The organism is Pseudoalteromonas issachenkonii (genome assembly GCF_002310795.1).
GTDB classification, from domain to species: Bacteria; Pseudomonadota; Gammaproteobacteria; order Enterobacterales; family Alteromonadaceae; genus Pseudoalteromonas; species Pseudoalteromonas tetraodonis.
Map to the genome: position 1 here is coordinate 1788360 of NZ_CP011030.1, position 26972 is coordinate 1815331.

At 39.7% G+C, this 26972-nt stretch carries 33 protein-coding genes and 2 tRNA genes; 17 read left to right on the forward strand and 18 right to left on the reverse strand.

What is annotated here, in order from left to right:
* Nucleotides 1–57 precede the first annotated feature (57 nt).
* From prc to PISS_RS08240, 7 genes are all read right to left on the reverse strand, one after another.
* Nucleotides 58–2082, reverse strand: coding sequence for a carboxy terminal-processing peptidase (gene prc, locus PISS_RS08210; RefSeq protein WP_058154695.1), 2025 nt, complete (start codon nucleotides 2080–2082; stop codon nucleotides 58–60).
* Between the two features lie 27 nt (nucleotides 2083–2109).
* Complete coding sequence (gene proQ / locus PISS_RS08215) at nucleotides 2110–2748, reverse strand: RNA chaperone ProQ (RefSeq protein ID WP_008112041.1); 639 nt, start codon at nucleotides 2746–2748, stop codon at nucleotides 2110–2112.
* 16 nt (nucleotides 2749–2764) lie between these two features.
* On the reverse strand, nucleotides 2765–3043 hold the full coding sequence (locus PISS_RS08220) for a hypothetical protein (protein WP_008112039.1): 279 nt from the start codon (nucleotides 3041–3043) through the stop codon (nucleotides 2765–2767).
* Entirely contained in the window at nucleotides 3043–3501 is a 459-nt protein-coding gene (locus tag PISS_RS08225; RefSeq protein ID WP_008112037.1) for a GAF domain-containing protein, read from the reverse strand. The genes PISS_RS08220 and PISS_RS08225 overlap by 1 nt, the downstream gene beginning before the upstream one ends.
* 128 nt (nucleotides 3502–3629) lie before the next feature.
* Entirely contained in the window at nucleotides 3630–4010 is a 381-nt protein-coding gene (locus tag PISS_RS08230) for a hypothetical protein (protein WP_008112036.1), read from the reverse strand.
* Between the two features lie 174 nt (nucleotides 4011–4184).
* A tRNA-Ser gene (locus PISS_RS08235) sits at nucleotides 4185–4275 on the reverse strand.
* Nucleotides 4276–4326: 51 nt separating this feature from the next.
* Nucleotides 4327–4417 (reverse strand) — tRNA-Ser (locus PISS_RS08240).
* A gap of 252 nt (nucleotides 4418–4669) precedes the next feature.
* On the opposite strand from PISS_RS08240, the gene PISS_RS08245 reads away from it, so the two are divergent.
* From PISS_RS08245 to PISS_RS08270, 6 genes are read left to right on the forward strand one after another with little or no spacing between them, the layout of a single operon-like run.
* Nucleotides 4670–5335, forward strand: coding sequence for a Bax inhibitor-1/YccA family protein (locus PISS_RS08245; RefSeq protein WP_058154697.1), 666 nt, complete (start codon nucleotides 4670–4672; stop codon nucleotides 5333–5335).
* Between the two features lie 55 nt (nucleotides 5336–5390).
* The gene (gene tusD / locus PISS_RS08250) at nucleotides 5391–5744 is read left to right on the forward strand and encodes a sulfurtransferase complex subunit TusD (RefSeq protein WP_036954613.1); all 354 of its coding nucleotides are present in this window, start codon (nucleotides 5391–5393) and stop codon (nucleotides 5742–5744) included.
* Nucleotides 5741–6097 carry a sulfurtransferase complex subunit TusC gene (gene tusC / locus PISS_RS08255; protein ID WP_008112028.1) on the forward strand — a complete coding sequence of 119 codons (357 nt, stop codon included), beginning with the start codon at nucleotides 5741–5743 and terminating at the stop codon, nucleotides 6095–6097. The genes tusD and tusC overlap by 4 nt, the downstream gene beginning before the upstream one ends.
* Nucleotides 6094–6360: a DsrH/TusB family sulfur metabolism protein gene (locus PISS_RS08260; protein WP_028835169.1), complete on the forward strand. Its 267-nt coding sequence runs from the start codon at nucleotides 6094–6096 to the stop codon at nucleotides 6358–6360. Before tusC ends, PISS_RS08260 begins: the two co-directional genes overlap by 4 nt.
* Before the next feature lie 3 nt (nucleotides 6361–6363).
* The gene (locus tag PISS_RS08265; protein WP_008112024.1) at nucleotides 6364–6693 is read left to right on the forward strand and encodes a TusE/DsrC/DsvC family sulfur relay protein; all 330 of its coding nucleotides are present in this window, start codon (nucleotides 6364–6366) and stop codon (nucleotides 6691–6693) included.
* The gene (locus tag PISS_RS08270; protein ID WP_008112023.1) at nucleotides 6693–7370 is read left to right on the forward strand and encodes an rRNA large subunit pseudouridine synthase E; all 678 of its coding nucleotides are present in this window, start codon (nucleotides 6693–6695) and stop codon (nucleotides 7368–7370) included. The genes PISS_RS08265 and PISS_RS08270 overlap by 1 nt, the downstream gene beginning before the upstream one ends.
* Nucleotides 7371–7427: 57 nt before the next feature.
* Here the strand turns inward: PISS_RS08270 and PISS_RS08275 are convergent, their stop codons facing one another.
* The gene (locus PISS_RS08275; RefSeq protein WP_096040834.1) at nucleotides 7428–8702 is read right to left on the reverse strand and encodes a sensor domain-containing diguanylate cyclase; all 1275 of its coding nucleotides are present in this window, start codon (nucleotides 8700–8702) and stop codon (nucleotides 7428–7430) included.
* Nucleotides 8703–9169: 467 nt separating this feature from the next.
* Here PISS_RS08275 and mnmA point away from each other — a divergent pair, with 467 nt between their 5' ends.
* From mnmA to PISS_RS08300, 5 genes are all read left to right on the forward strand, one after another.
* On the forward strand, nucleotides 9170–10270 hold the full coding sequence (mnmA, locus tag PISS_RS08280) for a tRNA 2-thiouridine(34) synthase MnmA (RefSeq protein WP_008113585.1): 1101 nt from the start codon (nucleotides 9170–9172) through the stop codon (nucleotides 10268–10270).
* Nucleotides 10270–10872, forward strand: a complete 603-nt coding sequence (gene hflD, locus PISS_RS08285; RefSeq protein WP_008113587.1) for a high frequency lysogenization protein HflD — start codon at nucleotides 10270–10272, stop codon at nucleotides 10870–10872. The genes mnmA and hflD overlap by 1 nt, the downstream gene beginning before the upstream one ends.
* Before the next feature lie 31 nt (nucleotides 10873–10903).
* Nucleotides 10904–12274 (forward strand): adenylosuccinate lyase, encoded by a 1371-nt coding sequence (purB, locus tag PISS_RS08290; RefSeq protein WP_013465045.1) that lies wholly within the window; start codon nucleotides 10904–10906, stop codon nucleotides 12272–12274.
* Between the two features lie 80 nt (nucleotides 12275–12354).
* Nucleotides 12355–13497 (forward strand): ribosomal protein uL16 3-hydroxylase, encoded by a 1143-nt coding sequence (locus PISS_RS08295; RefSeq protein ID WP_028835166.1) that lies wholly within the window; start codon nucleotides 12355–12357, stop codon nucleotides 13495–13497.
* Nucleotides 13498–13506: 9 nt separating this feature from the next.
* The gene (locus PISS_RS08300; protein ID WP_058154700.1) at nucleotides 13507–13965 is read left to right on the forward strand and encodes a GNAT family N-acetyltransferase; all 459 of its coding nucleotides are present in this window, start codon (nucleotides 13507–13509) and stop codon (nucleotides 13963–13965) included.
* 33 nt (nucleotides 13966–13998) lie between these two features.
* Here the strand turns inward: PISS_RS08300 and PISS_RS08305 are convergent, their stop codons facing one another.
* Nucleotides 13999–15216: a pyridoxal phosphate-dependent aminotransferase gene (locus PISS_RS08305; protein ID WP_016900382.1), complete on the reverse strand. Its 1218-nt coding sequence runs from the start codon at nucleotides 15214–15216 to the stop codon at nucleotides 13999–14001.
* A 128-nt stretch (nucleotides 15217–15344) separates the two neighbouring features.
* On the reverse strand, nucleotides 15345–15689 hold the full coding sequence (locus PISS_RS08310) for an Hpt domain-containing protein (RefSeq protein WP_013465049.1): 345 nt from the start codon (nucleotides 15687–15689) through the stop codon (nucleotides 15345–15347).
* Nucleotides 15690–15821: 132 nt separating this feature from the next.
* Here PISS_RS08310 and PISS_RS08315 point away from each other — a divergent pair, with 132 nt between their 5' ends.
* Entirely contained in the window at nucleotides 15822–16415 is a 594-nt protein-coding gene (locus PISS_RS08315; RefSeq protein WP_058155497.1) for a tRNA-uridine aminocarboxypropyltransferase, read from the forward strand.
* Between the two features lie 25 nt (nucleotides 16416–16440).
* The gene (locus PISS_RS08320; RefSeq protein ID WP_058154702.1) at nucleotides 16441–17226 is read left to right on the forward strand and encodes a CLCA_X family protein; all 786 of its coding nucleotides are present in this window, start codon (nucleotides 16441–16443) and stop codon (nucleotides 17224–17226) included.
* 17 nt (nucleotides 17227–17243) lie between these two features.
* Here PISS_RS08320 and dcd read toward each other — a convergent pair whose 3' ends face one another.
* Together dcd and apbC are read right to left on the reverse strand one after the other, a co-directional pair.
* Nucleotides 17244–17828, reverse strand: a complete 585-nt coding sequence (dcd, locus tag PISS_RS08325) for a dCTP deaminase (protein ID WP_013465052.1) — start codon at nucleotides 17826–17828, stop codon at nucleotides 17244–17246.
* 2 nt (nucleotides 17829–17830) lie between these two features.
* The gene (apbC, locus tag PISS_RS08330; RefSeq protein WP_058154704.1) at nucleotides 17831–18907 is read right to left on the reverse strand and encodes an iron-sulfur cluster carrier protein ApbC; all 1077 of its coding nucleotides are present in this window, start codon (nucleotides 18905–18907) and stop codon (nucleotides 17831–17833) included.
* 177 nt (nucleotides 18908–19084) lie between these two features.
* Between apbC and metG the strand changes: the two genes are divergently transcribed.
* Nucleotides 19085–21109, forward strand: coding sequence for a methionine--tRNA ligase (gene metG, locus PISS_RS08335; protein ID WP_013465054.1), 2025 nt, complete (start codon nucleotides 19085–19087; stop codon nucleotides 21107–21109).
* Nucleotides 21110–21221: 112 nt separating this feature from the next.
* Here metG and PISS_RS08340 read toward each other — a convergent pair whose 3' ends face one another.
* Nucleotides 21222–21863, reverse strand: coding sequence for a hypothetical protein (locus PISS_RS08340; protein ID WP_232311314.1), 642 nt, complete (start codon nucleotides 21861–21863; stop codon nucleotides 21222–21224).
* Nucleotides 21864–22087: 224 nt separating this feature from the next.
* Nucleotides 22088–22261, reverse strand: a complete 174-nt coding sequence (locus tag PISS_RS18905) for a hypothetical protein (RefSeq protein WP_167380510.1) — start codon at nucleotides 22259–22261, stop codon at nucleotides 22088–22090.
* 135 nt (nucleotides 22262–22396) lie between these two features.
* On the opposite strand from PISS_RS18905, the gene PISS_RS08345 reads away from it, so the two are divergent.
* On the forward strand, nucleotides 22397–22939 hold the full coding sequence (locus PISS_RS08345) for a Tll0287-like domain-containing protein (protein WP_058154706.1): 543 nt from the start codon (nucleotides 22397–22399) through the stop codon (nucleotides 22937–22939).
* 14 nt (nucleotides 22940–22953) lie between these two features.
* On the opposite strand, the gene PISS_RS08350 is transcribed toward PISS_RS08345, so the two are convergent.
* From PISS_RS08350 to PISS_RS08360, 3 genes are all read right to left on the reverse strand, one after another.
* Complete coding sequence (locus PISS_RS08350; protein WP_058154708.1) at nucleotides 22954–23475, reverse strand: DUF2937 family protein; 522 nt, start codon at nucleotides 23473–23475, stop codon at nucleotides 22954–22956.
* Nucleotides 23476–23566: 91 nt separating this feature from the next.
* Nucleotides 23567–24043: a nucleoside deaminase gene (locus PISS_RS08355; protein WP_058154709.1), complete on the reverse strand. Its 477-nt coding sequence runs from the start codon at nucleotides 24041–24043 to the stop codon at nucleotides 23567–23569.
* 58 nt (nucleotides 24044–24101) lie between these two features.
* Nucleotides 24102–24632, reverse strand: a complete 531-nt coding sequence (locus PISS_RS08360) for a GlcG/HbpS family heme-binding protein (protein WP_058154711.1) — start codon at nucleotides 24630–24632, stop codon at nucleotides 24102–24104.
* Between the two features lie 240 nt (nucleotides 24633–24872).
* On the opposite strand from PISS_RS08360, the gene PISS_RS08365 reads away from it, so the two are divergent.
* Nucleotides 24873–25373, forward strand: a complete 501-nt coding sequence (locus PISS_RS08365; protein WP_058154713.1) for a fasciclin domain-containing protein — start codon at nucleotides 24873–24875, stop codon at nucleotides 25371–25373.
* A 155-nt stretch (nucleotides 25374–25528) separates the two neighbouring features.
* Nucleotides 25529–26242, forward strand: a complete 714-nt coding sequence (locus PISS_RS08370; RefSeq protein ID WP_013465062.1) for a flagellar brake domain-containing protein — start codon at nucleotides 25529–25531, stop codon at nucleotides 26240–26242.
* 74 nt (nucleotides 26243–26316) lie between these two features.
* Here the strand turns inward: PISS_RS08370 and lepB are convergent, their stop codons facing one another.
* Nucleotides 26317–26967: a signal peptidase I gene (lepB, locus tag PISS_RS08375; RefSeq protein WP_083494656.1), complete on the reverse strand. Its 651-nt coding sequence runs from the start codon at nucleotides 26965–26967 to the stop codon at nucleotides 26317–26319.
* Between the last annotated feature and the right edge of the window lie 5 nt (nucleotides 26968–26972).

Sequence of the window (26972 nt, forward strand, 5' to 3'; positions counted from 1 at the left end):
ATTATCGATAGTAAAAAAGGCGCCTAAGCGCCTTTTTTTTAACTAGCAAAGCCTTAATTAGCGCTTAGCCATACGACCGTATCTAATATAATCTTGCGTTATTAGTGCCGCTTCTTCAAGGAATGGGTCGAGCTTTTCAATCACCTCTGGTACATCGTCAAGGTTTTCTACTGGCTCTTTACCTAAACGTTTTAAACGCTCGTTAGTACGAGCTAATGCACGTGCCTCATTTTCTTCTTTTTCTTTAATACGTTTTTTCTCAACTAAAGAAATCGTTTTACGATCTTTTTCTTCGTTGTAACGGGTAATATCTTCATATACATAATTAAATTCAGGCTCTGTTTTAATTCGCTCATCATGTTGTTTTTCAAGATGACTGATGACCGGATCTAAACGCCCTATTTGTTTATACTGTGCTTTTACTATGCTATCCCATGGCAATGCATTGTCTTGTTTGCTTTCGCCCCACTCAGCTGGGTCAATGGCAGATGGGAACGTAATATCTGGGATCACACCTTTATGCTGCGTACTGCCGCCATTTATACGGTAAAACTTAGCAATGGTGTATTGCACACTGCCTAGCGGGTTATCGTATAAATCATAAGCGCGTGCGAGGCCTTTATGCTGCTGCACAGTGCCTTTACCAAAGGTTTGTTCACCTATGATAACTGCGCGGCCATAGTCTTGCATTGCCGCTGCAAATATTTCAGATGCAGACGCGCTGTATCTATCAACAAGTACCGTCAGTGGGCCATCGTAATAGGTAATGCCATCACGGTCTTTTTGCTCTTCAATGCGATTATTTAATGTATGAATTTGTACCACTGGGCCTTGATCAAAAAACAAGCCTGACAATTGCGTCGCTTCATATAGCGAACCACCGCCATTTTGACGTAGGTCTATAATAATACCGTCAACTTTTTGCTCTTTTAATTTAGCAAGTTCTACTTTTACATCTTTAGAAAGGTTGTTGTAAAAGCCAGGGATTTCGATTACCCCTATTTTACTAGTCAGATCTGAATAGCTGGCTTCAAATACTTCTGATTTTGCTGCTCGGTCTTCCAGACGAATTTTATCACGGGTTATCTCAACTACCTTTGGCGTACCGTGAGCATCTGCACCCTTTAAATATTGTAAACGTACTTTAGTGCCTTTAGGGCCTTTTATAAGATCAACCACGTCATCTAAACGCCAACCAATAACATCAACAAACTCTTCGCCCTCTTGAGCCACACCAATAATGCGATCATCGGCTTTAATCTGCTCAGATTTGTCTGCAGGGCCTCCTGGAACTAGACTACGAATAACCGTGTAGTCTTCATCAGGCGTTAATACTGCGCCAATCCCCTCAAGCTCTAAGTCCATGTCCATTTTAAATTGTTCAGCACGACGAGGTGACAAGTATGAAGTATGCGCTTCAATACTGCGTGCTAGCGAGTTCATTACAATTTGAAATGCGTCTTCAGATTTTGACTGAACAAGGCGTTTTTCTGCGTTTTTATAGCGCTTAGTCAACACCTCTTTAATGCCTGGCCAATCTTTGCCAGTCATTTTTAAACGCAGTGCATCATATTTTACCCGTTCGCGCCAAATTTCATCAAGCTCAGCTTGGGTAGTTGCCCACGGCGCATCTTCGCGGTCATAAAAATATTCATCTTCTTCGTCAAACGTCATTTCGTTTTCAAGTAGCGACAGTGAAAATTCATAACGTTCAAAACGACGTTTAAGGCTTAAGTTGAAAATATCAAACGTAAACCCTAACTGGCCGCTAAGAAGCGCGTTATCAAAACGGTTACGATATTGCTCAAATGAGTCTACATCGCTTTTTAAAAACACGCTTTTATTAAAATCAAGGGATTCGATGTAACGATCAAATACTTTACTCGAAAGCTCATCGTTAAATCGAACGGGTGTGTAATGTGAACGAGTAAATAGATTAGCCACTCGTTTGCTGGCTGTACCGTGCTGACTTTCTTGTTTTAACAAGGGTAAGTCTTCTAATGTTACCGGCTCTACTGCAGCAAATAACGAACCTGAAAACAGCGCAGCAACTAACGGAATGAGCGTAAACTTTTTACTCATACACAACTCCTTAATTTTTTTCGCAACTTAAATAATGTATAAGCTGTCGGCTTTGGTTTTTACTTGCATACCTGTCACTAGTTCAACGTGAACATCGTCTTTGTTTACTTCAGTGATTACTGCATTAACAAGTGCTTGGCCAAGTTTAACTTTAACCTTGTTATTAACCTTGACCTCGCCTGCAGGTAAAGGTTCAACTTTTCCTGAACGCTTAGGCGCAGCGGCTTTGGCAGGTTTTGCTGCAGCTGATGGATTTTTAGCTGAATGCGCTGGCTTCTTCTTAAAAGATTTTGCATCTGAGTCTTGACGTGGGCGTTGCTGCTTTTTGCGCTTTGCCATTTTAGCACGGCTTTCTTCCAACGCTTTTTGTGCGTGGTCGATATGCTCTTGCTCAACTTTCTCGCCTTGATTTCCGTCAAGATCAATACGGAACTCAGATTTAGTAACCGCTTCAAGATAGCGCCAGTTAGATGTGTATTTTCTAAGTGCTTGGCGTACTTGTGTTTTACTAACTTTTTCAGAGCCTTCAATACGCTCAGCGATATCTTTAAAGATACCTACTTTAAGCGGCTGAATGCCTTCTTTTTGTTTAAAACATTGTGGAAATTCTTGGTATAAGAACTCCAATACTTCATTAATATCTTTTAGCTTGTTTGTGGTTTCCATTTTAGAACCTATTTAATCACATCTTTTCATCAAGGGCAGAATCAACATAGTGGATGCTCCAATCAACTAACTCTTCAAAGTCAGTTTCAATCACAGCCATATCACCACGTAAATGTTCCCAAATACCATTTATAATTTCATCAATTGAATCACAGTCTAAATCATCAGGTAGACGATCCCAGGCCATGTGAATCAAATCATTGAGCGTTTCCGCTACATGTTCTTCTTCACCTTCCCAATCACCTACATCTTGAACGGCGAATAGGTAATCTTGAACATTTAGCAAATCTTTCATTACAGGCTAGCCTCTAAGCATTTTACAAGTGCTTCAAGCCCTGCTTGGTCATCAGTATCAAATCGGCCAATACTTGGGCTATCTATATCAAGTACCGCAAATACACGGCCGTTTTTCATGATAGGTACAACTATCTCAGAATTTGACGCCGCATCACAGGCTATATGACCGTCAAACGCATGCACATCTGAAATTAACTGGGTTTGCTCGGTTGCCGCAGCAGTGCCACATACCCCTTTCCCTACCGGAATACGAATACAAGCTGGATTGCCTTGAAATGGACCAAGTACCAATTCTGTCGGTGAATCCATAAAATAAAAGCCCGCCCAATTCACATCTTCTAAAGAAGTAAATAACAGCGCGCTAATATTTGCCATATTGGCAATTATGTTTGATTCACCGCCTATCAGCGATTCAGTTTGCTTAACTAATGACTGGTAAAAATCGTGCTTTTGCATACCAAACTACTTCTTATTAAACATACAGTAGCTAAAGGTACTCTTTGTCACTAAAAATTGAAACCTTTTGCGGGTAAAAAAAAGGAAATTACATGGTTTTACGACACACTTGATTAAATATTCTGCAATTAGCTTTGTACCGATTTACGCAAGCCAAATAAAAACAGTCCTGCAGCAAATCCCGACATCACACTATTGATTAAAAATATCTCGCCAGTAGTCGCACTAAGCAGATAGCTAAAAATAGCGCCACCCAGTAAGCCAAGAGTTAATACCCCAGAATAATTCACCTTAGAATACTTAAACATAAGTAAGTAGCCTGGCACCACAAACGCAGCCATTGTTAACCCTACTATGTGGGCATTAGCAATGGCCGTCATCAATAGTCCTAAAAAGATAGACACCGCGTCACCACGCATAGTCAATGCGTAATATATTCCTAGCATACTGCCGATAATAACAGGAGATAATAATGAAAGTGCGACGCTTTTAGCAAGTTGATGTTTCATAGTAAGAACCTTAAATACACAAGCATAAATCTTATTTCTTAGCATGCCCTAAGAGCTGTAGCTTATAAATAGAGACTATGGTCGTATTTTTTAACTAAATATACTTGGTTTTGAGGTTAGGTATAGCGAAAATTAGACACAAAAAAGCCCGCTAATAAGCGGGCTTTAATATAATGGTGGAGAGATAGGGATTTGAACCCTAGAGGGGCTATAAACCCCTGCCGGTTTTCAAGACCGGTGCATTCGACCACTCTGCCATCTCTCCGAAAGTGCATAAACTACAAGTAAGAGAGTACTCATAGTTATTTTAATAAGGTGGTGGAGAGATAGGGATTTGAACCCTAGAGGGGCTATAAACCCCTGCCGGTTTTCAAGACCGGTGCATTCGACCACTCTGCCATCTCTCCGCACGGCCTGAATAATAGGGAAACCCATGGGCTTTGTGAAGCTTTTTTTTCAATTATTTGTTCAAGTGATTAAAAAACAACTAATTTGTTTAAACATAAAGCAAAAAGGGCGATTCCTACACGCCGAGTGAACTTTTATTTAAATTTAGTTGTCTATTGATCTACAAAGGTTTGCCCAAACATATAAGAGTTGGTAATCTAATTTTAGTTAAATTACAGGAACTACTTAGTTTCACTTACAGGAGCTCTACAATGGCATTTAATCAATCGTACAATACTGCAAAGCCGGTAATGTCGACCATTGAAACAAACAAAGTGCTTAAAAACACTTATTTTCTACTTGCAATGACACTTGCATTTAGTGCCGTCACCGCCGGCATTTCAATGGCACTGCAATTACCTTATTTCATGGGACTAGTGTTCACTCTGGTTTCGTTTGGCCTTCTTTTTGTTGTAAACAAAAAAGCCGACACAGCATCTGGTGTATTTTGGGTGTTTGCGTTTACAGGATTAATGGGAGCTGGTTTAGGCCCACTCCTTAATCACTATGCACAATTACCTAATGGCCCTATGCTAATTATGCAAGCGCTAGGTTCTACGGCGTTAATCTTCTTTGGTTTATCTGCTTATGCACTTAACACTAAAAAAGATTTCTCGTTTATAGGTGGTTTTTTAACTGTGGGCTTAATTGTGGTTATCGTGGCAAGTATTGTAAATATTTTCCTAGGTAGCTCTTTAATGTTTATGGTACTAAACGCAGCTGTGGTATTAATCATGTCTGGCCTAATTTTGTTCGATACGAGCAGAATCATCAATGGCGGCGAAACGAATTATATCCGCGCAACGGTTTCTTTATACCTGAGCGTTTATAACTTATTTACGTCTTTACTTGCGTTACTTGGCGCAAATAATGACTAATTAAATAGTTCTGTTAAAATAGCCCCTTTATTGGGGCTTTTTTATTGGAATAGTTTTGGCACGCTTTGTACTTTCTTTACATACTCCACCATCGGATCACGATACCACACAGCGAATTGTTAAATTTGCTCACGCCTGTTTAGCACAAGGGCATAGTGTTGATGCAATATTTTTATACCAAGATGGTATCTATCATGCTTCAACGCATTTTGAACTTGCCTCAGATGAGCTCAATTTATCCTCACTTTGGCAGCAGCTAGCCGACAAAAATATTAATTTAATGCTGTGCGTTACCGCAGCTGAAAAGCGTGGCTTAGATATGCAAAATACTGGTGTATTCGCTGTAGCAGGCCTCGCTGAATTTGCTATGTTAGCCAGTGAAGCAGATAAATGGATACAATTTAAATGATTAATGTACTCGTTATTAGTCAATCAAGTCCATTTGATGACATGCATATTCGCGATGCACTCGATATGACGCTTATTTTTGCCGCAGTTGATCAAAATATAAGTTGGTTGTTTAGCGGTCCTGCGGTGTTAGCTCTTAAAAAAAATCAAAGCCCGAATAGTTTGGGACTTAAAGATTTTTTTAAAAATATTAAAACCCTAGAAATATATGATGTTGACAATATCTACGTGTGTGAGAAGTCACTCATTGACTACGGTTTAAGTAAAAATGAGCTACTTATTGAAGTAAAAACCGTTAACTTTAATGCCCAAAAACAGTTAATTCAAAATCAGCAGCACGTGGTAACGCTATGAGCACTTTACATATATTTTCAAAACCGCTGAATTACTACAGTGCAAACAGTCTCGATAATCTGATTATGCTAACAGACTCGGTTTTATTAGTGGGTGATGCCTGTTTTGCTAAAGGGCAATACAGGCAATTTGCCGATTCGCTTTATATTTTAAAGGACGATGCAGCGGCGCGTGGTATCTCTTTAAATTTGAATGATAAAGCGATTAGCTATGATGAGTTCGTTACCCTAAGTTTATCATCTAAACAATCAATTACTTGGTGATTTATGCTTGAATTTAATAATCAAACAATAGACACAGATAAGCAAGGTTACCTGCTAGATCATACTGATTGGTCTAAAGAATTGGCCGATGTTATTGCACAACATGAAAGCATTATATTAACCGAACAGCATTGGGAAGTTGTTAACTTTGTGCGCGCATTTTATCTTGAATACAACACCAGTCCAGCCATTAGAATGTTAGTCAAAGCGATGGCTAAAGCGCTCGGTGAGGATAAAGGTAATAGCATGTACTTGTATAAACTTTTTCCAAAGGGACCGGCCAAACAAGCCACTAAAATTGCGGGCTTACCTAAACCTGCACGGTGTATTTAATGAAACAAAAAGCTAAAAACACGTCATCTTCAACAAGTAAACGCAATACAGGTCGTACATATTCGCGCAGTGCTGTAAAAAAGAGCCCGATAAAAAGAGCAATTAAGCCGCAGATAGCCCAAAGCGATAAAAAAGTTATTTTATTTAACAAACCTTATGATGTCCTTTGCCAATTCACAGACGAGCAAAATAGACAAACACTGGCTAATTTTATTCCTATTAAAGATGTTTATGCTGCGGGTCGCTTAGACAGAGACAGTGAAGGCTTGTTATTATTGACCAATTGCGGGAAATTACAAAATACCTTAACCGCTCCTGGTAAAAAAACCAACAAAACGTACTGGGTACAAGTTGAGGGGGTGCCTACAGAAGCATCTATTGATGCGCTCAGTCAAGGGGTCGAACTCAAAGATGGATTAACCTTACCTGCACAGGTAAAGTTAATCGATGAACCAGCGCTTTGGCCACGCACTCCCCCAGTGAGAGAACGTAAATCAATTCCAACATCTTGGTTGAGTATCACTATAAACGAGGGGAAGAACCGTCAAGTTCGACGAATGACCGCACACATTGGCCACCCAACGTTACGGTTAATTCGCTATAGTATTGGTAAATACACACTCGATGGAATTGAAACAGGTCAATATAAAATCAGTGGACCACCAACCAACAGTTAATACTTTACGTTAGCCTTTGCTTATCTGGTATTAAAAGCAAAGGTTAAACATGCTGTGTTATTCATGCCTTCCTAAGGCAATACAATTTCTGCCCTGCCTTTTTGCATAATACAGCGCACTATCCGTTGCTTTAAAGAAATCGACATGGTTAGTTTTTTCGCCATGTTTTACCGTATGAACTCCCATACTCACAGAGAGAAAGCCAGTAAAACTATCTTCATGAGCTATCGCTAAATCTTCAATAGATTTTTGTATTTGTTCTGCAATAAAGAGTGCACCTTGATTATCTGTTTGTGGGAGTAAAACAACAAACTCTTCTCCGCCATAGCGCGCTACAAAGTCCTCAGGACGACTGACTGTTTCTGCTAGTTTTTGCGCTACGCTATGTAAACACTTATCCCCGGCAATATGACCATACCTATCATTAAATTTTTTGAAATTATCTATATCAATAATGATCATAGAAAGTTGAGTATTTACTTTTATCAGTTTTTTAAATTCAGCATGTAATTTTTCGTCAAAACGGCGTCTGTTGGCAATTTTAGTCAATGAGTCTAAAAAGGCCATATCGCTGAGTATCTCTTGAGTTTTCAAACGCTCCGTCGCATCGTTAAATACAGCAATAAATTCACTTTCTACACTAATACCTGACACTTGCATTATCACTTTTGAGCCATCTTTACATACAATTTGATAGTCATTAGCAGGAATATCGTCATTATTTTTATTTGCCTGCGCTAAAGACTCACCCCACATCGTTTGAGCAGACTCTCTATAACTAGGCTCAGGATACGCGACCTTCCACCACTGTTTTAAATTAGGGATATCATCAATTGTATAGCCAAATACATCTACAAAGCGTTGATTAAGCTTTAAAATATCGCCGGTTACCATACAAACATTACACACGGGCAAAGGCAAAATAGTAAATAATTTTGCATAATGGCTCAGCTCATGTTTTCGCATTGGATGTTCAGTTGCACTACTAACAAAACGCTGCTGTTCAACGTGTTTCATTTCAAGAGAAACATTCATAGTGGCAACAAAATGCCATTCTAACCACCACTTTTCTAGCTGCTTTAAAATGACTTGTTGAAAGGGATTAATAAAGTCTAAAGAATGTTCAATGAGTCTAAATAGCGCTGAAATAGGGTTGGGTTCTTCAAAGCGGTAAGGACGAGGAACCCTAATGGTTTGATAAAACAGTTGGTAAGCTGATTCTTTAACGTTATGTGGTAATTGTTCTGCTACTAAGCAATCATCGCGTTGTAACTTTGTTGATAACTCAACAACGTAAGATTTTACCTTTTGTGCTTGAGAAGCATAATTCATATATTCATTCCATTGACTATATTATAAATACTTATTTGAGTGTTTATTCAATTTAAACTCATCTAAAGGTATTGCATAATCATTTGGTTGTAAAGGTTTGTTAATGAACAATAATAAATATATTCTTTGATATTCTATAAACAGTACTAACACCTTAAATAAACAACATTTACTCATCATTTATAACTTAAATGAGTGTTTATAATTTAATGGCCTGACATCTTGGACCTGTTGTTCTTTGCAAATTAAAATGTGTTCAAACAAAGGGGCTATAATATCACCGCAAAATGTGTAATCTAATCGACTAAGTAAAAATCGACTAACAAGGAGTAAATCATCCCTAACCAACATAAAAAAAAGCAACAAAATCTATTCAATAGCCCTTCCTCTCTTTAAGCACTTACAAAATACATGCTATAATCGCGGCCTTTCCAAGTTAACAGTAATCTGTATAAGCGAAATTATTCATGAGCGAAAATAGTCACATTAAAGTCATCGTTGGTATGTCCGGCGGTGTTGATTCTTCTGTATCTGCATATTTATTAAAACAACAAGGCTACCAAGTAGAAGGCTTGTTTATGAAGAACTGGGAAGAAGATGACAATGATGAATATTGCGCTGCCGCTGAAGATTTAAAAGATGCCCAAGCTGTCTGTGACAAATTAGGTATTGAACTTCATACCGTTAACTTTGCAGCAGAATACTGGGACAACGTATTCGAATACTTTTTAGCAGAGTACAAAGCTGGTCGCACACCTAACCCAGACATCATGTGTAACAAAGAAATTAAATTTAAAGCCTTTTTAGAATTTGCGGCTCAAGCACTTGGTGCTGACTTTATAGCAACGGGCCACTACGTGCGTCGTGAGCTCAGAGATGATAAATATGTTATGTGCCGTGGCCTAGATGATAATAAAGACCAAAGCTACTTTTTGTACACATTGAGTCATGAACATATCGCGCAAACGCTGTTCCCTGTCGGAGATATTGCCAAGCCAGAAGTGCGCCGTATTGCTGAAGAGCAAGATTTAATTACCCACGATAAAAAAGACAGTACTGGTATTTGTTTTATTGGTGAGCGTAAATTTAAAGATTTCTTACAAAAATTCTTACCTGCCCAACCTGGTGTTATTGAAGACACAGATGGTAACAACGTTGGTGAACATGAAGGTTTAATGTACCACACCTTAGGTCAGCGCAAAGGCTTGTTAATTGGTGGTATGAAAGAAGGCTCAGGCGAACCTTGGTATGTTGTAGACAAAGATGTTGAACGCAATGTATTGATTGTGGGCCAAGGTAAAAATCACCCTCGCCTTTACAGTAATGGCCTAAATGCCAACCAATTACACTGGGTAGATCGTGTCGGTCCTCAAGGTACTACTCGTTGCACCGTAAAAACACGCTACCGTCAAGAAGACCTAAGCTGTACCTTGTTAGTTGGTGAAGATGGTATGGCACGCGTATTATTTGATGAGCCACAAAAAGCGGTAACCCCAGGACAATCTGCCGTATTTTACGCTAATGAAGTGTGTTTAGGTGGTGGTATTATTGACTCGGTGATCAAATAATGAATCAACATCAAGTCATGGCGCTTGCTGCCATGTGCCAAGTGGCTAAGCAAGTTCAGAAGGTTGCCCAATATGGCCGCGCTGATGAACAAGATTTATCGATTTTATTATCAAGTATTGTGCAAACCTCGCCAGCTTCCCCAGAAGATGTTTATCAAGGTGAGCATAACTTACGTGACGGCTATAAAACATTGATGGCACAACTGAGTGCCGGTGCTCAAAAAGATGTAGAAATAGTCAAATATGTAGGTGGTTTAATGCAGTTAGAGCGTGCCCTTAGTGCTAACAGTAAAAGCCTCAATGAATTAGGTAAACGTATTGATGATATTCATCGTCGTTTAGATCATTTTGCTATTACCGATGACAGTGTTGTTGCCGGTTTAGCAGATATATACTCGTCGGTGCTAAGCCCCCTTGGGCACCGAATTCAGGTTTATGGTAAACCCGAGTTATTAAAACAGCAGCTCACGCAAAATAAAATCCGCGCATTACTTTTAGCCGGAATTCGCAGTGCAGTATTATGGCGACAAATGGGCGGCAAACGTCGTCATTTCTTTTTTGCGAAAAGAAAAATTCTCGCCATAGCTAAAACAAAAATTTAATTATCGTTCAAACTAAAATTTAGGAGTTATTATGGAGCTTTCAGCGTTAACGGCTATCTCTCCGGTTGATGGTCGCTACGGCAGCAAAACCACTGAACTACGCAGTATTTTTAGCGAATTTGGATTAATCAAATACCGCGTAACCGTTGAAGTGCGTTGGTTGCAAGCGTTAGCTGCAGCAAGCGAGATTAAAGAAGTCCCCGCTTTTAGCGACGAAGCAAATGCGCTGTTGAATGCAATTGTAGATAACTTCTGTGAAGCTGATGCTCAGCGGGTTAAAGACATCGAACGCACGACAAACCATGATGTTAAAGCCGTAGAGTATTTACTAAAAGAAAAAGTAGCTGATAATGCTGAGCTACACGCAATTAACGAATTTATTCACTTTGCCTGTACTTCTGAAGATATTAATAACCTATCTCATGGTTTAATGTTAACTGAAGCGCGTAACCACGTCGTTTTACCTTATTGTGATGAGTTATTAAGCGCCATTAAAGAAAAAGCAATTGAGTACAAAGCCATTCCAATGATGACTCGTACACATGGACAGCCTGCAACGCCTTCGACTATGGGTAAAGAGTTTGCAAATGTTTACATGCGTTTAAAGCGTCAACGTGACCAAATTGCACAAGTAGAAATGCTAGGTAAAGTAAACGGTGCTGTGGGTAACTACAATGCACATCTAAGTGCGTACCCTGACTACGATTGGCATACCCACGCCGATAAGTTTGTAACTAGCCTAGGTTTAACACTCAACCCGTTTACCACGCAAATTGAACCGCATGATTACATAGCAGAGCTTTTTGATGCAATTGCACGCTTTAATACCATTTTGCTCGATTTTGACCGCGATATGTGGGGCTACATTGCACTTAATCACTTTAAGCAAAAAACCATTGCCGGTGAAATTGGCTCATCAACTATGCCACACAAAGTGAACCCGATTGATTTTGAAAACTCAGAAGGTAATTTAGGCTTAGCCAATGCTATCTTTGGTCATTTAGCACAAAAACTACCTGTGTCTCGCTGGCAACGTGATTTAACTGACTCAACCGTATTACGTAACTTAGGTGTAGGTATGGGTTATGCGGTAATTGCATACCAATCAACCCTTAAAGGTGTAAGCAAACTTGAAGTAAACGAGCAACGTTTGGCAGATGAGCTTGACCAAAACTGGGAGCTGCTCGCTGAACCAATTCAAACCGTTATGCGTAAATACGGTATTGAAAAACCATATGAAAAGCTAAAAGATTTAACCCGTGGTAAACGTGTAAATCAAGAAATTATGGCTGATTTCATCGATGGTTTAGACCTTCCAGAAGCTGCAAAAATTGAAATGAAAAAACTAACGCCGGCTAACTACATTGGTCGCGCTGTTGAGTTTATTGATGATTTAGTTTAATCACTCAAATCTACTAATATAAAGCGAAAGGTACCTGCCTTTCGCTTTTTTCATTTAGGTCTTAACGTTATAGGCATTCTATGTATCAATTAAAAATAAATGAATTATCAGAGCAAGCGTTTTTAAGTCAATATTGGCAAAAAAAACCACTGTTGATCAAAGCTGGTTTTAAAGATTTTCAAGACCCACTTGATGCGAATGAACTCGCAGGCCTTGCTATGGAAGACAGCATAGAATCGCGCATTATTACTAACCACAATCAACAATGGCAATCGCATCAGGGACCATTTGACGATTTTGAAATACTCACTGATCAGCACTCGACACTACTCGTGCAAGCAGTGGATCATTGGCACCCAGAAGCTGCTCAGTTACTTGAACCTTTTCGCTTTATACCTAATTGGCGCATAGATGATTTGATGATCAGCTACTCAACCCCAGGTGGCGGTGTTGGCCCACACCTAGACCAATACGATGTATTTATTATTCAAGGTGAAGGTAAGCGCCATTGGCGGGTAGGATTACCCGACCCAACACTAAAACAATTTGCTCAAAATAAAACATTACTGCAAGTTGAAGCTTTTAGTGCAGTAATTGATTGTATTTTGGAGCCCGGTGATATTTTATATATACCACCCGGTTGTCCTCATGAAGGCTATGCGGTTGAAAATGCACTCAACTATTCAGTCGGTTTTAGAGCACCTAATCAACAAGATTTACTTTCAAGTTTTGCTGATCATATTATCGACACAGAAAGCGGCCAAAAAAGGTATACCGACCATACCCTCGCCCTACGTGATTCCAAAGGTGAGCTAACCCAAAGCGAAGTCGATAAAGTAAAAACGTTAATGCAAGCATTGCTAGAAGACGAGAGTTTATTTAAACACTGGTTAGGTAATACCCTTAGCCAACCTAAGCATGATATGGACTTAGCCCCTGAAGAAGACCCATTTAGTGTCGAACAAATACAACAACTGCTTGAGAACCAAGTAACATTTGAGCGTTTAGGGGGCACACGTGCTATTTATCAATGTATGGATACAGAGTTACTTCTAAGTATCAATGGCGAAAACTACGCTTTACCCTTATCTGATTTAGAAGCGGTAAAACAGCTTACTGATTTTATTGAATTTGATAGCAGCGTGCTTAATGCAACCACACCTAGCCTAGATTTTATCGAAACTTTTACTACACTGGTTAATGAGGGTATTTGGTTTAGCTAGGAGGAGGTCATGGTTTATACCGTTGACAAAGTTGATTGGCAAAGTGAAAAAAGTCAACTGCAACATATAAGGGAGCGAGTGTTTGTATATGAGTTACATATTCCTAAACGTATTGAGTTTGATAACTTAGATGCACTCGCTCAACATATTCTGGTCACCGATAATATGCACTCACCTGTTGCCACAGGTCGATTATGTAATGATGGTTTAATTGGAAGAATCGCCGTATTGCCGCAGCATCGCAACCGCAATGTTTATAAGTCACTGCTTAATTTCATTGTTAAATTAGCAGCGGAGCAAGGTATTGAAGCAATCAGTATTAATTGTATTTTAAACGAAGTAGAACGATTCAAAAATAATGGGTTTATTGTGCAAGGCCACGTCTTTATGGAAGCAGGTATCCCAAGGCAACGTATGCAGTGCCCTATTGCATGCTTTGAAACACGACCATTTACTTTAGTGCATTAACGAAAAAACGAGCCACTTGGCTCGTTTTTTTCTTTATTCTTGTCGGTAATCTTTGAAAAAACGCTGCATTTTCATCATTGCACTCGATAAATCATCTTTATTAGGTAAAAACACCAATCTAAAATGATCAGGCTCTGGCCAGTTAAAGGCGCGCCCATGTACTAACAATATTTTTTCTGCTTTTAACAAATCAAACATCATTTGTTCATCGCTTTTAATATTGAATTTAGCGGTATCCACTTTAGGGAAAGCATAAAGCGCCCCTTTAGGCTTTTTACAACTAATTCCATCAATCGCATTTAAGCCGCGCCAAGCAATATCACGTTGCACATATAAACGCCCACCGGGGTCAATTAAGCTATCAATTGACTGAACGCCACCCAATGCTTGCTGAATTGCATATTGTGCGGGCACATTGGCACAAAGACGCATTGAGGCAAGAATATCTAAGCCTTTAATTAAATCTGTCATTAATGCGGTGCGACCACTTAACACCATCCAGCCCATTCTCAGCCCAGCAGCACGGTATGTTTTAGCTAAGCCATTAAAGGTGATGATAGGGAGATCATCGCATAATGAACCAATAGAAGTATGGGTAACGCCGTCGTATAGAATTTTCTCGTATATTTCATCGCTTAACAGCAAAAGCTTGTGCTCTCGAGCAATATTGATCAACTCTTCAAGTAAAGCGTCACTGTACACAGCCCCAGTTGGGTTGTTGGGATTAATCAGCACTAATGCTTTGGTTTTAGAGGTGATTTTACTCTTAATATCATCAATGTCAGGAAACCAATCTTGCTCTTCATCACACAAGTAATGAACCGGATTACCACCTGCTAATTTTACCGAGGCTGTCCAAAGCGGATAGTCTGGAGCGGGAATTAACACTTCATCATCATTATTCAACAGTGCTTGAGTAACCATTTGGATAAGCTCACTCACACCGTTGCCAATGTAAATATTATCAACGTCTAAATTGTGTAAGCCACGCTGTTGGTAGTGCTGATAAATAGCAACACGCGCAGAATAAAGACCTTTAGAGTCACAGTATCCTTGAGCTGAATATAAATTACGAATGATATCGCGATGCATATCTTCAGGCATATCAAAGCCAAATGCGGCGGGGTTACCTATATTAAGCTTTAATACCTTTTGGCCCTCATCCTCCATTTTTTTAGCTTGCACTAAAACGGGACCTCGGATGTCATAACAGACGCCGTCTAATTTATGACTCTTTTTTATTTCTGACATTGTTACCTCTAAAGAGCAAGTTAGCCATTAGACTAACGCAGTAAAGCCGTGAATTACTAGGAAAATTAAGCGCTTAAAACTGAAAAAAATTCACGTTAACACTCTTTTTTATTACTATTGAAACGCGTTTAGCGCCCAGCTAACCATGCATTTAGTTTTGCTTGTGAACCAGTAACTTGCGCCATTAATCCATCGGCTGCATTAACAGCCTGCTCGTCATTCCCATTATTTAAATTATATTCAATTAAACGAGCAACTTCGGCTAAACTAGCCGCACCAAATTGAGCGGCGTTTGATTTAAGGCTATGAGAGTGGCGAATAGCAGCCTCTTTATCTTGCCCAAGCGCAGCAATTGCTTCGTTCCCCAATCGCTCAAATTCCGCACAACAAAATTCCAACGTATCTGGAAATTGTTCACCTAATAGCGATTCCATACTTTCTAAAGCGGATTCGTCAATATTGATCTCTGTCATATTCATGCCCTTCAATACGGTCCATCGATTTTCTTCTTATCTCTTACTCTATATCTAAGCACAAAAAAAACCAACTTTATTAGTGCAAAAATGTATAATTACGGTAAATGTACCAACGAAATAGTGTATTCAATGGCACGTCCTCTTTGTAAACAGTGTAACTTTTCGCTAAGCACTTGTATTTGCAGCGCAATTACCCGTGTTAATAACCAAACACAGGTTATTATTTTGCAGCACCCCAATGAAGCAAAAGTTAGCAAAAATACGGCGCAGCTATTAGCTTTAGGTTTAACCCACTGTAAAATTATTAGAGGCGAAAATAATCAAGACTTCGCCTGTTTACAGAACCTGCCTATTGAATCGAGCGTATTACTCTACCCAAGCGAGAGCGCCGTAAAATTAGACCGACCGAATAGTAAAGAAAACCTTCAAGAGATTACGCATTTAATTGTGATTGATGGTACATGGAATAAAGCCTTTAAAATTTTGCAATTAACCCCGTTATTACAACAGTTTAAAACGGTAAGCTTTAGCCATATTCCCACCAACCGTTATGCTATTCGTAAAGCCCCTAGAGCAGATAGTTTATCGACACTAGAAGCAGTAGCACATAGTTTATGGCTCATAGAAGCACTAAACCCTGCGCCCTTGTATGGTTTATTAGAGGAATTAATAAAAAAACAAACCCAACACATGCCCGCTCACGTAAAAGCACGTTACTTGTAATGTATGAGCTGAAATAAAATAACCGATGCGTAATACCACATCTCGATTAAAACGCGGATTTTCTCGCCAAGGCCCCGACTATCGTTTTGACGATCAAGTCGATTTTAGTGATATAAGAACCACTTTTGGTTTTCGTTCTATGGTGGTTGGTAAATGGGTTACTAAAGAAGAGCGCTTTATTAGTGCCAACTTAATTTATGATGCGCTGGCTGATTTAGCGCAGATTTTGCATTTACCACCCACTGCCATTGGCCTGCGTGGCAAACTTAATTTCGCTTTTGGTCACGGTGGACAAAAAGGCGTGCAAGCACATTATAATGCGTATGACCAAACCTTAGCACTGGCTAAAAATGCAGGCGGTGGCGCTTTAGCCCATGAATGGTTTCATGCTTTTGATCATCATATTAGTGAGCATTTGTTTAAATCAAAAACCCGCTTTGGTTTCGCTTCTAAGTTATGGTTATCACACTCTCCCGACTTAAGCCATCCACTTAATGATGCACTTAATCAATTTTATAAACAGGTGTTTTTAGAGCAAAGCGGTGAACATGCCAATGAATTTGTAAATAAATGCATTGCGTTTGATAAAGCGCATAATCAGCAGTATATGAGTATGCCAGAGGAGCTTGCTGCTCGGTGTTTTGAAGCCTGTATCAACGAGCATCAAACAATCAAAAACAGTTTCTTAGTCGGCGGTTTGAGTAATAATAACTTAATTTATCCTGAGCTAAAGCATACGTTACACGCCAATGAAGCGCTTAACCATTATTTTCAACTATTAGGTTATGCGCTTCATCAATTAGAAAAATAAGCTATTGTTTAGCTTAGTTATTTATCGTCACTGATACGGCTTGCTACCGCACTATTCTGATCTTTATATTTTGCATCAATGCGGGTGTTATAAGGGCTTTCACACGGACCGGTAAGTGTTTCAAAACTCATTGCGCCAATTTTCATCATAGGTCTGAGCGCAAGCGGCAGCTTACCAGAGTTATAAAACTCTAAAACAATATTACCACTCCAACCAGGATCGATTCTGTGTGCTGTAACATGCACCATTAAACCCAAACGTGCCAGCGATGAACGCCCGTCTAACCAACCAACAATGTCTGCAGGTAGGGTTACTTTTTCATAGGTTATTGCCAACGCAAGCTCGCCAGGATGTAGAAAAAACGCTTCGCCTTCAGCTAATACAATTTCGTCGCTCATGATTGATTCTAACGCTTTATTAAGCTGATCTTTTGGACCACTTAAATCAACATAAGCGGCATTATGGGCATGAAATGTTCTAAACTTATTACCTAAACGAAGATCAGCGGTAACCCCTGAAATCATTTCACTCGTTGGTGCGGGCTCGATAACAATGCGCCCATCGTTTAAGTATTCTTTAATATGTGTATCTGAAAGTCTCATTTTTAATCTTCCGTAATCACAACGTCAATCGCGTTGTGATGTTGTTGATAGTAAAGCGTGCTGGCAATCAATCGTGCGGCCGCGCTGTAAGTTTTGCTAATAGCCGCATCTGTCTCATCGGCAATCAACTTACCTTGCTCAGAGGATTCTCTGATATCAATCGCAAGCGGAATATGCGAAAGCACAGGCACACCATGCTTAAGGGCTAATTTTTGTGCACCGTCTTTACCAAATACATGATTGGCCTCGCCGCAATGCCCACAAATGTAATGGCTCATATTTTCAATCAAACCGAGCACTGGCACATTTACTTTATTAAACATAGCAATACCCTTTTGCGCATCAGCAAGCGCTAAGTCTTGTGGCGTCGTGACAATCACGGTGCCACTGGCTGGCACTTTTTGGCTCATGGTTAATTGAATATCACCGGTACCTGGCGGCATATCTACAATTAAATAATCAAGTTCACCCCAATCGGTTTCATTTAAAAGTTGACTAAGCGCGCCTGAGGCCATTGGGCCGCGCCATACGGTGGCATCATCGCTGGGGACTAAAAAACCGATAGATTGCGCTTTAATACCATTGGCATCAAACGGTTGTAATTGTTTATTGTCTTTTGTAACCGGCTCACTGCCAACTAATCCTAACAACATAGGAATTGACGGACCATAAATGTCGGCATCCAGTATGCCTACTTTTGCGCCTTCATTTTTAAGCGAGCCCGCAAGATTTACAGCCGTAGTAGATTTACCCACCCCACCTTTTCCTGAGGCGACTAAAACAATATGTTTAATGGCTTTAAATTTCGCAGCCTCTTTAAGGTGAACACTAGCCGTTACGTTTACATCAATCTTTAAACGCTCAGTCAAAAATTGAGCCACATGCGGCATTTCAGATTGCGCCGCAAAAGGGAGAATGAGTTTAACCGTAATTGATTTATCAGTGTTTTGAGTGATATCAGCAATGAAATCTTGCTCAATACCCACAGCGAAAGCGGCACTGCGATAGGCCGCTAGAGCAGAAATAATCGGTTGTTTTTGCACCGATTTTGCAGAGAATAGTTTCGACAGTCCAAACATAGCAATAAAATAGCGTTTCTTTGATGAAAAGTGCCACGGAATTATGTAACATTCAGGGCATTAACACCAGTCAATTAGTAAATATCGATAAGCAGTGTGCTCTGTTATCACTTTGCTTATCGATAATGTAATAATTTTCATCTGTTCCTGACTAGGAACGCTTAATTCGGAATGATTATGGCACAGCGAAAGATCCTGATTACTAGCGCATTACCTTATGCCAATGGCCCTACCCATTTAGGGCATTTATTAGAGTATATTCAAACTGATATTTGGTCGCGTTTTCAAAAACTACAAGGCCACGAAGCGTACTATGTGTGCGCCGATGATGCTCATGGCACACCTATTATGCTTAATGCGCAAAAGCAAGGGATCACGCCTGAGGAAATGGTAAAAAACGTTAGCATTGAGCGCCAACGCGACTTTGCTGATTTTAATATCAAATTTGATAATTACCACAGTACCCATAGCCAAGAGAATAAAGAATTTAGTGAGCTTATTTATAATCGCCTTAACGATGCAGGTCATATTAAAAAGCACACTATTTCACAGTTATTCGATCCAGAAAAAGGCATTTTTCTGCCAGATCGCTTTGTTACTGGCACGTGTCCTACATGTAAATCAGAAGATCAGAACGGGGATAGCTGTGATGCCTGTGGCGCAACCTATAGCCCAACCGAGCTAATCAACCCACGCTCTGTTATGTCGGGTGCTGAGCCTATCTTAAAAGATTCTGAGCATTACTTTTTTGATTTACCCGCCTTTGAAGACATGCTTAAAGAGTGGCTACATTCAGGCACAATTCAACAAGAAATGGCCAACAAGTTAGATGAGTGGTTTGCCGATGGTCTCCAGCAATGGGACATTAGCCGTGATGCACCTTATTTTGGTTTTGAAATTCCAAACGCACCAGGTAAATACTTTTACGTATGGCTAGATGCGCCTATTGGTTATATGGCGAGCTTTAAAAACTTATGTGATAAACAGGGCATCGACTTTGATGCATTTTGGCAAGAAGGTTCAGATGCTGAGCTTTATCACTTTATTGGTAAAGACATCATCTATTTCCACAGCCTATTTTGGCCTGCTATGTTAGAAGGCGCTCAATTTAGAAAGCCAACTAATGTATTCGCCCATGGTTTTGTTACGGTCAATGGCGCAAAAATGTCTAAATCAAAAGGCACGTTTATTAAAGCGCGTACTTATTTAGATAACCTAGACCCAGAATTTTTACGTTACTACTACGCAGCTAAACTTAATAGTGGCATTACTGATTTAGATTTAAACCTTGAAGATTTTGCACAACGTGTAAACTCAGACTTAGTGGGTAAAGTAGTGAATATTGCCAGTCGTTGTGCTGGTTTTATTACTAAAAAGTTCGACGGTAAGCTGAGCAATACAGTTATGCAACCTCAATTGCTTGCAGAATTCCAGAACGCATCAGCGACAATCACCGAATATTACGAGAACCGTGAATACAGCCGCGCAATTCGTGAAATCATGGCACTTGCTGATAAAGCAAACCAGTTCATTGATAATGCCGCACCTTGGGTGCTTATTAAAGATGAGTCAAAGCAAGAAGAAGCGCATCAGGTTTGCTCACTAGGACTTAACCTATTTCGCGTGTTGATCACTTACTTAAAACCAGTGCTACCTGGCATGGCAAGTAATGTTGAAGCCTTTTTAAATGATGAATTATCTTGGCAGGGTGCGCAAACAGCGTTAGTAAACCACCCTATCAATAAATTTAAGCCGTTAATGCAACGTGTAGAAATGGATAAAGTGAATAAAATGGTTGAAGAATCAAAAGAAAGCTTAGTTGCTGAAAAAGACAAAATCGATCCTAATAGCCCACTTGCAAAAGAGCCTATTAGCGAAGAGATTGAGTTTGATGACTTTGCAAAGGTAGACCTGCGTGTTGCTAAAATTGCCAAAGCAGAGCACGTAGAAGGCGCTGACAAGCTGCTTAAATTAACCCTTGATTTAGGCGGTGAAACTCGCCAAGTGTTTGCTGGAATTAAATCGGCTTACGCACCAGAAGACATTGAAGGTAAATTAACGGTAATGGTTGCTAACCTCAAACCACGTAAAATGCGTTTTGGAATGTCTGAAGGCATGGTACTTGCGGCAGGCCCTGGTGGTAAAGAAATTTACATTCTTAACCCAGACGACGGCTCTGAGCCGGGTATGCGCGTAATGTAATTATTATCGCTTAAAGCCGCTAATATTTAGCGGCTTTTTTTTCACCTGTTATTTAGCTATTCTAATGAGAATTTTTAACGCCGCTATTCTCTGGTTTACTTCCTGAAAATCATTAAGCATTATTGCGATTTGGTATTACTACAACAACTTTTGCTAAGTGAATCACCAAGCTTTGCGAGCTAATATACACAAACCAGTTTATATAGCGCACTTGAGGGTAAAAGCCTTGCCCCTGATTACCATAAATCCAAAAAGTACCAATAATAGCATCAGCCAATGCAGCAAGAAAAAGCCCTAAGCTCACCCACACTATTGATTTGGGTGCGTTAATCCCACCATAGCCAACAACTAATACCAGACCCATAAGCCCAACAGCCGTTATCACTAAACTATAGACCCCAGTCATAGCTAAAATAGTATCTCCTGCCCCCTCAAGATACATAGAAGAGAGCGACGCACTACTTAGCACCAACACAACAACAAAAAAAAGTGCACTTTTTATAAGCGAGACCCGGCGTTTTATATTAAAAGCTAACACACTGGCTATAAATAAAAGGCTGTAACCAGGTGCAAAAAATAAGATTGAATCCACTAAGTAATCATGTTTTATCAAGGTACTATAGCGATAATAGTGTTGGGGTAAATTAAAATTAATCACATCACCCGCGATACACAACATAATAGCGCCACTGCCTAAAAGAGCAATAAAGCGTAATTGTTGTTCTTTAAAACGTTTAAATACCCAAGCTGACATCGTTACACTATTAAACACAAGTAAGCAGAGGGAACTCAGTGACAACAGCATTAAAACACGTTTATTTTCAGGCGCAAGTAGTCCTATTAACATCACAGCTAAAGCGCACAGCCAAGCTATAAAAGTAATAATTTGATGCGGATGTTTTATAGATAACGGATTAATTGCACTATCCAACCTTTAAAATTAATAACGCTAACTTAGCAAGTTTTTATCGTCCAAGGCTATTTTTTGTTTTGCATGTGCTGTATTTCTTTTTGTGTTTTAAGCCGACATTGCGCTAACTGTTCGAGTCGAATTGCTTTAATAGCGGCTAATGGATCTTGTGCATTAAGTCCACCAGCATCATGGTTATTTTGTTGGTTTATTACTTTATTCTCACCGTGCTTATTGTGCATATCTTTTCTCTTAGAACTGTTTATCGATTTTAGGCGCGGTACCTTAAGTAAAAAAGTACTTTAACGCTAAACGATTTACTTGAAAAACACCTGGCACCCTGTATATTAGAACCTCCTAATGTTTAGAGGTGTATTATGCGCATTATTTTGCTTTTTTCCAGTTTATTTATTTCATCCGCTGCTTTTGCTAGCAATACCGACGATGCACGACAAACCATCAAAGCATTTTCAAGTGATTTAAAACAGGTACTGGTTAGTACTATGAAACAAAGCGGCCCACTAGCGGCAATAAGTGTATGTAATACAGCTGCACCCGCTATCGCTTCACAACACAGCAATAGTCCTTGGCAAATTAGCCGCAGTGCTTTGAAAACTCGTAACTCAGATAATCAACCCGATGCATGGCTCAAAAATGTTTTATTAAACTTTGAACAACGTAAGCTCAATGGCGAGCCGGTAGCAAGCATAGAATATCAAGAGCAAAGACCGGATGGCTGGTATTTTGTAAAAGCGATTCCTACTCAAAAAGCGTGTTTAGCGTGTCATGGCAGTCAGATTGACCCCACAGTTTCTAAAAAAATAGCGACTTTATACCCTAATGATCAGGCAACTGATTTTAAACTGGGTGACATTCGTGGCGCATTTGTTGTTAAAAGGGCCAGTGAAAATCACCAATGATAACTCATTGACGATCAGCTATTAAATTTTACTGCATCGGATGCAATACGCTTTTTACGCCTAACATATAAAGTATGTGGCAGCATAAGTAATTGATTTAATAAAATAGCTAATACCAATGCAAACAACACTGCACTCGCGGTTAAAGGGATACCTAACTTAAAGTTATCAAGTGTATTTTGTAATCTGTCAACGCGCTCAGGGGAGAACATATACAGCATTTTTTGCACTAAATTACCTTGTTCAAAAATAGCCATCCCTTTTTTTAAATCGGCAAATTGCAGTAATGTTTGCTGTTTTTGATTTGCATCGGCTCTGACACTCGGTTCAGTGTTTGCTAAATGGCGGTTTATCATCGCTTGCGTGCTAGAAAAGTTATATTGCTTGGCCGTTTTTGCATAGCCGTCGACTTGCCATTTTGTTGCATGGTATAAGCCCGCTAAATGTTGTTGGTAATGATCACTCAGCTGCGGTAGTTGCAATGAAACAATAAAAGCGCAAGCAAATATTAACTTATCGAACAGGTTAACGATCATAATAATCCCTTGTGCTGCGTTTAATAAAAGTGAATACCGTTAACTATAACAGGTAGTCGCTTTAGTCTAAATACCATGCGCTGCTGCGCTGTTAATCTGCTTGGTGAAATTGACGATGTAGGGCGTGAACCTGCTCAACAAGTGCTGGTACGGGCCCATAAACAGCGACATTAGGAGCAACCGCTTCAATAGGTAACGGGTTAACCGGCGACTTAGTCATTTTGAGCTCGCTAAGCCAGCTAGTTAATTGCGCAGATGAACTGACATACATAATTCGACCTAAACCTACCCATGCGTGTGCTGCGGCGCACATAGGGCAATGTTCCCCGGAGGTATACACAGTAGCCCCAGCGCGTTGCTCAGGGGTCATATTGTTGGCTGCCCAACGAGCAATTTCAAACTCAGGATGACGTGTATGATCGCCACCGGCAACACGGTTACGATCTTCCATACATACATTTCCTTCAGCATCAACAAGCACAGAGCCAAACGGTTCATCTCCTGCTTCTAACGCCTCTTTAGCTAGTACTACGGTGCGTTTTAAGTGCGCTAAATCAGTCTCGTTCATAATCTGTAAACTCCTTTACTATCACTTTTGGGGATATTTAGTAACGTGATCTGTTTTTCTACTGCGCTAACCATAACGCTTTGATCCCTGCTTTTGCAACACGTACATCCTCACTGCCATGAGCACCGCCAACTCCCACAGCCCCCACCACAGTATCGTTTATATAAATAGGCACCCCGCCATCCAATATTAAAATGTTTTCATCTAAATAACGAAGGTCTGCTGGAATAGTGCCCTCTTTTATGCCTTTTGCTATAACTGCGGTTTCTCGCTTTTGCGAATTGGCGGTATAGGCTTTTTTATAACTGGCACGAATAGTATGAACACCGGCACGATGATCACGAAGTACTGCCAGCGTTTGCCCAGATGCATCCACAACGGTTATTGATACAGCTAAATTGTCTTTGTGCGCCGCTGCAGACGCTGCATTGACTATACGCTGTGCCATTTCACCCGTTAATTGTGCCACCATAGCCACATTTTCAAGCTGTTGATTATGAGTATTTATCTGCATTTCAGTTTGTCCAGCAACAGACGCTAATGAAGAAAGTGATGCAATGAGCGCTGTAAAAATAGCCCGTTTTTTCATGGTTTATTTCCTATTGTTAATTAATGACGTTATATCGCTGAACTGGATATAAAAAATTGAAAATAAACAGACCGTGTTTACTCATAAAAGCTTTCACTAGGAGGGTTAATAGCAGGCTTTGCTTTTTATTAAATACCTTTATTGTGATAAGGCAATGACCCACCCTTTTTTAAAATGATCGTAAGCTAGCAACCCGGCGTAACATTTAACCGACAACTAATCAATTTAAAGGAAAGTAACATGTTCAAGAAAATAGCGTCTGTTCTGACTTTTGTATTAGCAAGTTTAACCCTATCTTCAGCAGCTCATGCCGATCATCATGGTATGAAAAAAGATATCGTTGATGTAGCTGCTGCCAATGGTTCTTTTTCAACACTCGTTGCAGCTGTCAAAGCGGCAGGCCTCGTTGATACGTTAAAAGGAGATGGCCCTTTTACTGTATTTGCGCCAACTGATGAAGCATTTGCCAAGCTACCAGCAGGTACCGTTGAAAACCTTCTAAAGAGCGAAAATAAAGACAAGTTAACTGCAATTCTTACCTACCATGTGGTATCAGGTAAAGTAATGGCTGCAGACGTTGTAAAATTAGACAGTGCAACGACCGTGCAAGGCCAGTATGTGAATGTAACCACCAATGATGGCTCTGTTATGATCAACAATGCAAACGTAGTAATGGCAGATGTAAAAGCCATCAACGGCGTGATTCATGTCATTGATACTGTTTTGTTGCCCAAAGAGTAACAATCTAATCTCCACAGCGGAGTAAAATACTAACTCCGCTCACTATTACAAGCACAAAGTATTATTTTCTTTTACTAAATGCCCTCTTTTATACTAGTGATTTTTACACTATATTAAAAGATAATTAAGCGTCTGTTAATATTGAGAAAGTGTTTGTGGAAACAAATAAAAATAATACTACTGTTGAAGATAAACCAACTGAAGATCAAAAGAAGTTTTTCCTCGATTTACTCCCGGGAAAGCTAATTGATATACAATTTAACAATCCCATTCAGGTTCGCTTTAAACTCACTTTAATCGGCTACGACACCGGTAAATATTTAATATTAAAATACCCTGCTCAAGCAGGTAAAAATGATTACAGCGACATTTTAGTTGAAGGTAATGGGGCTATTGTACGGTATATTATTGAAGACGAACGGGGCGAATGTGTTGCTTTTTCAACCAGCATATTAGCGATTTCATTTCGCCCTGAACGATTAATTTATTTAGCTTACCCTAAAAAAATTGAAAGCCGACAATTACGTGAAACTAGCAGGTTGCCTACACACATTCCGGCTAAAATTAGTTTACATAAAGGCGATATTGATGCTGATAATAAAAGCTTATTGCACGGTTTAATTATTGATATTTCTCCGAGTGGTTGTCGCTTTGCTATTCACGTAAGCTCTGGATTTGTTGCACTAAAAAAACGTCAAGTTTTTGTGCATATACTTTCTCCATTAGACAACGAGCCTGTTATTATTACGTCTTACATTAGGAATAACCAAATGAAAGGCAACCGCCTTAGCGTTGGTATAGAGTTTGATGCTTCAGAGCAAGTTAAGCTTAACAAGCTGTTAGAAGCTTACTCGATTGATATTGATTAATGCCTTAAATAATCCTACCTGCAGAAACAGCAATGGCTAACCAATCTTGCTTAGCCATTGTAATAGTTAGTTTTTTATTCTAAACGCTTCAAAAACCGGTCACTTCTTGGCAAGTAGTAATCATCATAATCAAGCGAGACAATCACTCGCTCTGCCCGACCCAGCAACTCATCACGTGGAACTAATCCAATGACCCGCGAATCCGCACTGTTATCGCGGTTATCACCCATAACAAGATAATGATCTGCTGCTATCGGTGTTGCCGGAAACTCTACTAAGCTTGCTGCCGATTTGGTAAGCCGTATGGTATGAGCATGCCCCTTTAAGTGCTCAGTTTTATCTAGCCACCGAATACTCTCGTTTAAAGTGCTATAACTTACTTTCTCGCCATTAATGGTCAATTCGTTATTTTGCAACGAAACTATATCACCTGGTGTGCCAATAACGCGTTTTATTAAACGGTTATCCGCCACTTTAGAATCAAATACAATAATATCGCCGGTTTGTGGTTCTGCCAGTCTTAACAGGGATACATGCGTAAATGGTATTCGTAAATCATACGCCATTTTATCGGTAAGGATTCGGTCGCCTTCTTCAATAGTCGGTTTCATTGAACCTGTTGGTACTTCGTACCAATCGGCGACGGCACTACGAAACACACTCATTAAAATAATAAAAACAATTAAAGAACGGTTATTTTTCCAAAATTTATAAAGTCGCTTCATGTTTT